This is a genomic window from Actinoplanes sp. NPDC026623 (assembly GCF_040638275.1).
Taxonomy (GTDB): domain Bacteria; phylum Actinomycetota; class Actinomycetes; order Mycobacteriales; family Micromonosporaceae; genus Actinoplanes.
The window spans coordinates 1-7,214 of sequence record NZ_JBEZXZ010000304.1 but is presented as its reverse complement, the minus strand read 5'-3'; the positions used below and the strand labels follow the sequence as shown (position 1 = coordinate 7,214).

At 72.0% G+C, this 7,214-nt stretch carries 6 protein-coding genes; 3 read left to right on the top strand and 3 right to left on the bottom strand.

Translation table 11 applies throughout. The features are described 5' to 3' along the window. Window positions 1-302 precede the first annotated feature (302 nt). Window positions 303-1,355, top strand: a complete 1,053-nt coding sequence (locus AB0F10_RS42960; protein ID WP_360639644.1) for a type III PLP-dependent enzyme — start codon at window positions 303-305, stop codon at window positions 1,353-1,355. Between the two features lie 13 nt (window positions 1,356-1,368). Here AB0F10_RS42960 and AB0F10_RS42955 read toward each other — a convergent pair whose 3' ends face one another. The 3 genes from AB0F10_RS42955 to AB0F10_RS42945 all read right to left on the bottom strand — a co-directional run bounded on the left by AB0F10_RS42955 (window position 1,369) and on the right by AB0F10_RS42945 (window position 4,174). Beyond that, complete coding sequence (locus tag AB0F10_RS42955; RefSeq protein WP_360639641.1) at window positions 1,369-1,905, bottom strand: hypothetical protein; 537 nt, start codon at window positions 1,903-1,905, stop codon at window positions 1,369-1,371. 274 nt (window positions 1,906-2,179) lie between these two features. Then, window positions 2,180-3,277, bottom strand: a complete 1,098-nt coding sequence (locus AB0F10_RS42950) for a substrate-binding domain-containing protein (protein ID WP_360639638.1) — start codon at window positions 3,275-3,277, stop codon at window positions 2,180-2,182. A 72-nt stretch (window positions 3,278-3,349) separates the two neighbouring features. Continuing rightward, window positions 3,350-4,174 carry an SAM-dependent methyltransferase gene (locus AB0F10_RS42945; RefSeq protein WP_360639635.1) on the bottom strand — a complete coding sequence of 275 codons (825 nt, stop codon included), beginning with the start codon at window positions 4,172-4,174 and terminating at the stop codon, window positions 3,350-3,352. A 94-nt stretch (window positions 4,175-4,268) separates the two neighbouring features. Here AB0F10_RS42945 and AB0F10_RS42940 point away from each other — a divergent pair, with 94 nt between their 5' ends. Then, window positions 4,269-6,614: a PAS domain S-box protein gene (locus AB0F10_RS42940; protein WP_360639632.1), complete on the top strand. Its 2,346-nt coding sequence runs from the start codon at window positions 4,269-4,271 to the stop codon at window positions 6,612-6,614. Between the two features lie 34 nt (window positions 6,615-6,648). Next, on the top strand, window positions 6,649-7,214 hold a 566-nt coding region (locus AB0F10_RS42935), incomplete at its 3' end, for a glutamate-cysteine ligase family protein (RefSeq protein WP_360639629.1).

Here is a 7,214-nt window from a genome sequence, read left to right as displayed (position 1 = left end):
TCTCAAGATTGTGAATCGTTTGTCTGCGGTCTTCGGTTTGCGCACCATCGGATCGGTGGGGTAGTTATGTTGGGGGCGCCCGGCCGGGCGCCCCGAACCTGCTTTCAGGCCCCTGGGCAGGCGATTCTCGGCACGTCACAGGTATTCACCAGGCCATATGCGGGGTGTACGCTCAGGAGTTAATTCATAACCCAGCGTGAAGGGGCCTCCCGTTGCGCACCATATCTCCCCATTCTCCGGAAGCCGATCCGGAGGCCGGAACCCCCAGCGATCCTCGTCAGGCGGGGGCGCCGGTGCTCGAGATGAGGGCCGCAAGCATCCTCGCCGCCCTGGACGAATTCCGAAACGCATTCCCCCAGGTGCGACCCTTCTATGCCACAAAATGCAATAACGATCCCGGCGTGCTGCGGGTACTGCAACGTGCGGGATCGCGATTCGAGGTCGCATCCATCGAGGAAATCAAGATTCTCAGGGCACTTGGCGTGCGCGGACAGGATCTGATCTTCAGTAATCCGGTACGGGCGCGGGAACAGACCAGGCAGGCGGCCCAGGCCGGCGTGTACCGGTTCGCGGTCGACTCGCGGGAGGAATTGCACCGGGTCGCCGAGGAGGCGCCGGGCAGTTGCGTCTACGCCCGGCTCGCCACCGGCGGCGCGGCCAGCGTCGTGCCGAGCGAGGGAAAGTTCGGCGTGGACGTCCGCGGCGCGATCGACCTGCTCGTCCGCGCGCGCGACCTCGGACTGGTCCCGTACGGGATCACGTTCCACATCGGTTCCCAGTCCCTGAGACCGGCGGCGCTCGAGGCGCCGCTGGCCGATGTCTATTCCGTGCTGTCCAGACTGGTCAGCGCGGGCATCCGCCTGCAGATGGTGGACATCGGCGGCGGCTTCCCCGCGTCATACGACCGGCCGGTGCCCGCGCTGGCCGTGTTCGGGCGCGCCGCCGCGGCCGGGATCGCCCAGTTGCCGTACCCGGTGGAGGTCTTCGCCGAGCCGGGCCGCTGCATCGTCGCCGTGGCCGGCACGTTCCGGTGCCGGGTGATCGGTGTCGCGCAACGGCCCTCGGGCCACTGGATCCACACCGACCTCGGTGTCTTCAACGGGATGATGGAGGTGCTCGAGTCCGGCGGCGGCCTGCACTATCCGATCTGGGACAACCGCGGCTCGGCCAACCGGCGCCGCTTCCACGTGACCGGCCCAACCTGCGACGGGCAGGACACGTACGCGCGGGACGTCCCGCTCTCCGCCGACCTGCGCGAGGGCGACGAGGTGCTCATCGGCTCGGCCGGCGCCTACACGACCGTCTACGCGTCCCGCTTCAACGGGTTCGCCCGGCCGCACGTCCTGATGACCTGAGCGGTGCGGGTCGCTAGGAGCAGTGCTCCAGGTGGGCGCGGACCACCTCGGGGACGACGCCGTCGCACTGGCCCGAGGTGCCGCCCGCGAGCGGCGTCCACGAGTTGGTCGGCTCCCGGTAGCGGAAGACCACCGTCGCCGGGTCCGCGCCCACCGGATCCGTGATGCCCAGCGCGTAGCCGCCGTAGCAGTCGATGCCGTTGAGGGCCGTCGTCGGCGCGAGCGAGCCGTAGGCCTCACTGTCGCGCAACGCGGCCAGCAGGCGGTCCGCGGTGACCGGGCAGCCGTGCGAGTCCGGCATGCCCTTCGGCGCGTCCGCCCAGGACGGCGGCGTGGACCGCAGGCGCGGTGCGACCGTGACCGGCGACGGCCGGATTACCGGAACGGACGGCGGCGCTGCCGCGACGGGGGGCGCGGGCGAGGCGGCGGGCCGGTCCCGGGCCGCGAACACCATCGGCACGGCGATCGCCGGCACGGCCAGGGCCACCCCGGCCGCGATCGCCGTCTGGCGGCGCCGCGACGTGCGGCCCGGATCGTGATCGTGGGCCACCGGGGATGCTCCCTTCACGACGAGGTCAACGACCGGCAAGCCGGCCTGGTTCTCCGGCCTCGTCGAATGTACTTCTCGTGGGACGATCCCGGCCGGCCTGCGCCGACGCCTCGGACTGGTTCGTGCGCACGGCCGCCGTCGCCGGTGGCCGCCGGGACGCCGACCTCGGCGACGGGGACGAGGGAGCCACGGTCGGCCACACCGGCCGGGGCGCTGCTGAGGGTCGCGGCCTGTCCCGCCCGTCCCCCCGCTGGCGGACGGGCCGGGGACGCTGCTACTCGATGCCGTTCGGGGCGCAGAACTTGAGGTAGATCCCGGTGCAGACGGTCCGCTTGTCGACGAAGCCGTCGGCGATCACCTTGCTGACGTCCTTCTTGAAGATCGACGTCGGGGGCAGCAGCACCGATTCCACGTACCCGCCGGACTCCGGGTCCTTGACCGGGTTGCCGAGGTCCGTGGGCTTCTGATCCTTGAACAGGCTGATCGCGAGCTTGGCCGCCGCGTCGGCCTCCTTCTTGATCGGCTTGTAGACCGTCATGCACTGGTCGCCCGCGAGGATGTTCTGCAGGCCCTGGACTGTCGCGTCCTGGCCGGTGACCGGGATGGTGCCGTTCACGCCCTCGCGCTTGAGCAGGGTGATGGCGGCGTTGCCGAGGCCGTCGTTGGCGGCCAGCACGCCGTCGATCTTGCCATCGGTCTGCGACCACATCTGCTCGAAGATGAACCGGCCGATGTCGTTGTTCCAGCGGGGCACCGACTGCTCCGGGCCCTTGAGGTAGGTGCCGTCGTCGTACCGCAGCTGCAGGACCTCGTTGTAGCCCTCGTTGAAGAGGGTCGCGTTGTTGTCCGTCGGCGCGCCGTTGAGGTACGCGATGCGCGGGTGGTCGGCGCCCTTGGCGGTCAGGCACTTGACCAGGCCCCGGCCCTGCAGCCGGCCGACCGCGACGTTGTCGAAGCTGACGTAGTAGTCCGCGTCGCCGTTGAGGGTGAGCCGGTCGTAGTCGATCGTCTTCACCCCGGCGGCCCGCGCCTTGTCGAGCACGGCCTTTCCGCTGGCCGCGTCCAGGCTGACGATCATCAGGACCTTGACGCCACTGGTGATCATCTCGTCGGCGATCCGGGCGAACTGCTTCACGTCGCCCTGGGCGTTGCGGATGTCGACAGGCACGTCGGCCGCCTCGAAGGCGGCCTTGAGCAGCTTGGGATCGTCACTGCCCCAGCGCTGCGAGCTCGCGGTGTCGGGCAGGATCACGCCGACCTTGTCCGCGCCGCCACCGCCGGAGGCCGCGCTGGGGTCGTTGTCGTCGCACCCGGTTAGGCCACCCAGGGTCAACAGACCGGCCGTGGCGACCGCCACCAGCTTCCTACGCATACTGTTCTCTCCTCACGCGACAAAGCCGGGCCAGGGTAACAGAGCGTAAACGTGACGTGAATCGGGTCGTGATTAAAGTCCCAGCGGCCCCTGCCGCCGGACGGCCACCCCCGCCACCGTCAACCACGACGCGGGGTCGGCGCCGGCCGGCGTTCCCGGGTCGGGATGCCACCGGGCGGCGGGCACGATACCCGGCTCAATCGGATTCCAGCCCTCAAACAGGGCATTGACCTGGTCGTCGTCACGCGGCGCCAGCGGCGTGCCGGTGCGGCTGAGCAGGTCGACCAGGCGATCGAACTGCCGCGCGCGAGCGCTCGCCGTGACGTGCGAGAGGACCAGGAGGCTGCCCGGCGCGGAGATGTCGTGAAAACGCCGCATCGCTACGGTCAGTTCCGGGCTGTCCGGTAGGAAAGGCAGCACCCCGACGAGCAGGATGCAGACCGGCTCGGAGAAGTCGAGCACGGAGCGCAACTCCGGGTCGGCGAGGAAGGTCTCCGGCCGCTGTATGTCGCCCGGCACCGCGACCACGTCCGGGTCCTCGCGCAGGATCTCCCGGGCGTGCAGGATCGCGGTGGGGTCCCAGTCGACGTAGGCCACCCGGGCGCCGGTGCGCCCGCGGCGCGCGGCCTCGTGCACGCTCTCCCCGGCCGGAAGGCCGGACCCGAGCTCCAGGAACTGCCGGATGCCGCGCTCGGCGGCGTACCGGACGGCCCGGAGCAGGAAGGCCCGCTCGGCGGCGATGATCCCCGGGATCTCGGGCAGGAACTCGACCGCGCGGGTCGCGACCGCCCGGTCGGCGGCGAAGTTGTGGTGGCCGCCCAGCAGGGCGTCGTAGATCCGGGCCACGCTGGGCCGGTTCGGATCGACCGCGGCGGGCAGCCGCACCGGGGTTGCCATGTCGCCTCCCGCCGCACGGATTCGCGCAACCTCGACCCTGGGAATGCGAATGACTTTACGGTGGGCATGGTGCGTATCGGTAGAAACCGGGGGGATGGTGCGGTCGCTAGGGTCCCTGACCGGCCTCCTGCTGGAGGAGGCACCGGACGCCGTGATCATCAGCGGGTCGGACGGCGTGATCGCGCTGGCCAACCGCCGGGCACACGCGATGTTCGGCTACCCGCCCGGCGCCCTGCCCGGCCGCTGCGTCGACGAGCTGGTGCCCGACGAGGTCCGGTCGATTCACCCCGGCTACCGCTCCGGGTATCTGGCCAGCGAGCATCCGCCGCTGCGCCGCCTGCCGCTGCACGGACGGCGTCAGGACGGCAGCGTCTTCCCCGTCGAGGTGTCCCTGGCCGCGGTCGCGGCGCCGGACGGTGAGACCTATGTGACAGCGGTGCTGCGCGATGACAGCGCGCAGCGCGAGGCGCAGGAGGCCCGGGCGCTGCTGGCCTCGATCGTGCAGTCGTCGCACGACGCCATCGTCACCACCGACCTGACCGGCGTGGTGCTGACCTGGAACCCGGGCGCCGAGCACCTGTACGGGCACGCCGCGGCCGAGATGCTGGGCCGCCCGATCGACCCGATCATCCCGCCGGAACGGAAGATCGACGAGGACGAGGTCCGCAGCCTGATGCGCCTCGGCGGCCGGGTGGACCGGTACCGCACGCACCGGCTGCACGCCGACGGGAGCGCCATCGCGGTGTCGCTGCTCGTCTCCCCGCTGCGGGACCGCGACGGCACGATCATCGGCATGACCACGACGGCACGCGACGTCAGCGACCGGGAGCAGGCCGAGGCGCGGGTGCAGGCCGTGCTCGACGCCGCGCCGGACGCGCTGCTCGGCGTCGACGACGCCGGAAACGTGGTGCTGGTCAACGCGGAGGCGGAGCGGATGTTCGACTTCCCGCGCCACGACCTCACGCACATGGCCGTGCGCCGGCTGCTGCCCGACGGCCTGCCCGCCGCCTCGGCGGTGCTGCGGATCGGCGGCGACTCGACGCCGCTGAACACCGAGCGGCTGACCGACGCCACCGCAACGCCGGGCTGGGCCACCCGTACGGCCCGGCGCCGCGACGGCAGCCGGCTGCCGGTGGACATCTCGTGCAGCGCGCTGGACACCGACAGCGGGCTCATCGTGGTGGCCGCCGTCCGCGACGTCACCGAGCGCCTCGCCGCCCAGGTCGAGCAGGAGTCGCTGCGTGAGGAGGCCGAGCGGCAGAAGCTGGAGGCGCGGTTCCAGCGCACCCAGCGGCTGGAGAGCCTCGGCCAGCTTGCCGGCGGCATCGCACACGACTTCAACAACCTGCTGGCCGTCATCCTCAACTACGCCTCGTTCATCGTCGAGGACGGCCGGCACACCCCCTTCGCCAAGGACGCCGAGCAGATCGCCCGGGCCGCGCGCCGGGGCAGCGAACTCACCCACCAACTGCTCTCCTTCGCCCGCCGGGAGGTGATCCGGCCGCGCGCTCTGGACGTCAACACGGTGGTGACCGAGGTGCACCAGATGCTGCAGCGCTCCATCGGCGAGCACATCGCGCTGAGCACCGACAAGGCCGCGGACCTCCCGCCCGTGATGGCCGACCCGGGCCAGCTCGAGCAGGTCCTGGTCAACCTGGCGGTCAACGCCCGCGACGCCATGCCCGGGGGCGGGAGCCTGACCATCGACACCGCGGCGGTCGACGTCGACGACGAGCACGCCGCGCGCCGGGCCGGCCTCGCGGCCGGCGGGTACGTCCGGATCCGGGTCTCGGACACCGGCACCGGGATGCCCAGGGAGGTCATCGACAAGGCCTTCGACCCGTTCTTCACCACCAAGCCCAGCGGCCAGGGCACCGGGCTCGGCCTGGCCACCGTCTACGGCATCATCACCCAGGCCGGCGGCACCGTGCAGATCTACTCGGAGCCGGGCCTCGGCACCACGATCACCGTGCTGTTGCCGGTGACCGAGGCCGTCGTGCGGGCGGCCGCGCTCCCGGAGCCGACGGGTGACCTGCGCGGACACGGGGCAACGGTGCTGGTGGTGGAGGACGAGACCGCGCTGCGCGAGGTCACCCGGCGGATCCTGGCCCGGGCCGGCTACACCGTGCTGGCCGCCGCGAACGGCGGCGAGGCCCTGCGGATCGCCGGGGACCGCCCCGAGCCGATCGACGTCCTGCTCACCGACGTGATCATGCCGGGCATGCTGGGCAAGGACATCGCGGCGGCGATCGTCTCCGCCCACCCGGAGACCCGCGTGCTGTTCATGTCCGGCTACGCCCAGCCGGTGCTGACCACCCACGGCACGCTGCCCGCGGACGTGCACCTGCTGGAGAAGCCCTTCACCGGCACCGAGCTCGTCACCGCCCTGCACGAGCAGCTGCATCAGACCCCCGGCCCGTCCATCCCGGACGCCGGATAGCCTCCAATTCTGATGGGGTGAGTAGGATAGCGGAGTGATCTCGCTGACCGAACCGGCCGCGGAGCGGCTCGTCGCCGACCAGGCCTTCGCGCCCGCGCTGCCGGGCTTCGTCGGACTCGCCGTCGACCTTCTCCTCGATCCCCCGGGGCCGCCGGCGCAGCGGGTGCCGCTGCGGCACGGCTTCCTGGCCGCCGGTTCCGCGCGGGTCGCGGTGGTCAGCGGGCCGCCGTCGCCGGGCATCGACTCGAGCGCCGCGCGGATGGCCGAGGACCTGCGGATGGTGCGCAGGCTCGCGGCGCCGAAGGAGGCCCCCGACGCGGTGGAGCCGGCGACCGCCGGCATCCGGATCGGGCTCGAGGCCGGCGTCGACGGCGCCGGGCCGTACGGGCTGGGCCGCCGGTGGCACCTCGCGCACGCGATCGCGCCGGTGCTGGCCGCGGCGTTCGCCAACTCCCCCCTGCGGCACGGCCGGCCGGCCGGCTGGCGCAGCGTGCGCCAGGCCGCGCGCCGCGACCTGCCGGCCGCGCCGCCCGGCGACGACCCGCGGGCCGCCTGGGCCGCCCGGGGGCGGGTCAGATCGGTCGAGGGGCGGGTGGGGGA

Excerpts from the sequence above, each read along its gene's own strand:
- AB0F10_RS42960 (WP_360639644.1), top strand. The coding sequence starts at position 303 with ATGAGGGCCGCAAGCATCCTCGCCGCCCTGGACGAATTCCGAAACGCA.
- AB0F10_RS42950 (WP_360639638.1), bottom strand. The coding sequence starts at position 3,277 with ATGCGTAGGAAGCTGGTGGCGGTCGCCACGGCCGGTCTGTTGACCCTG.
- AB0F10_RS42945 (WP_360639635.1), bottom strand. The coding sequence starts at position 4,174 with ATGGCAACCCCGGTGCGGCTGCCCGCCGCGGTCGATCCGAACCGGCCC.
- AB0F10_RS42940 (WP_360639632.1), top strand. The coding sequence starts at position 4,269 with ATGGTGCGGTCGCTAGGGTCCCTGACCGGCCTCCTGCTGGAGGAGGCA.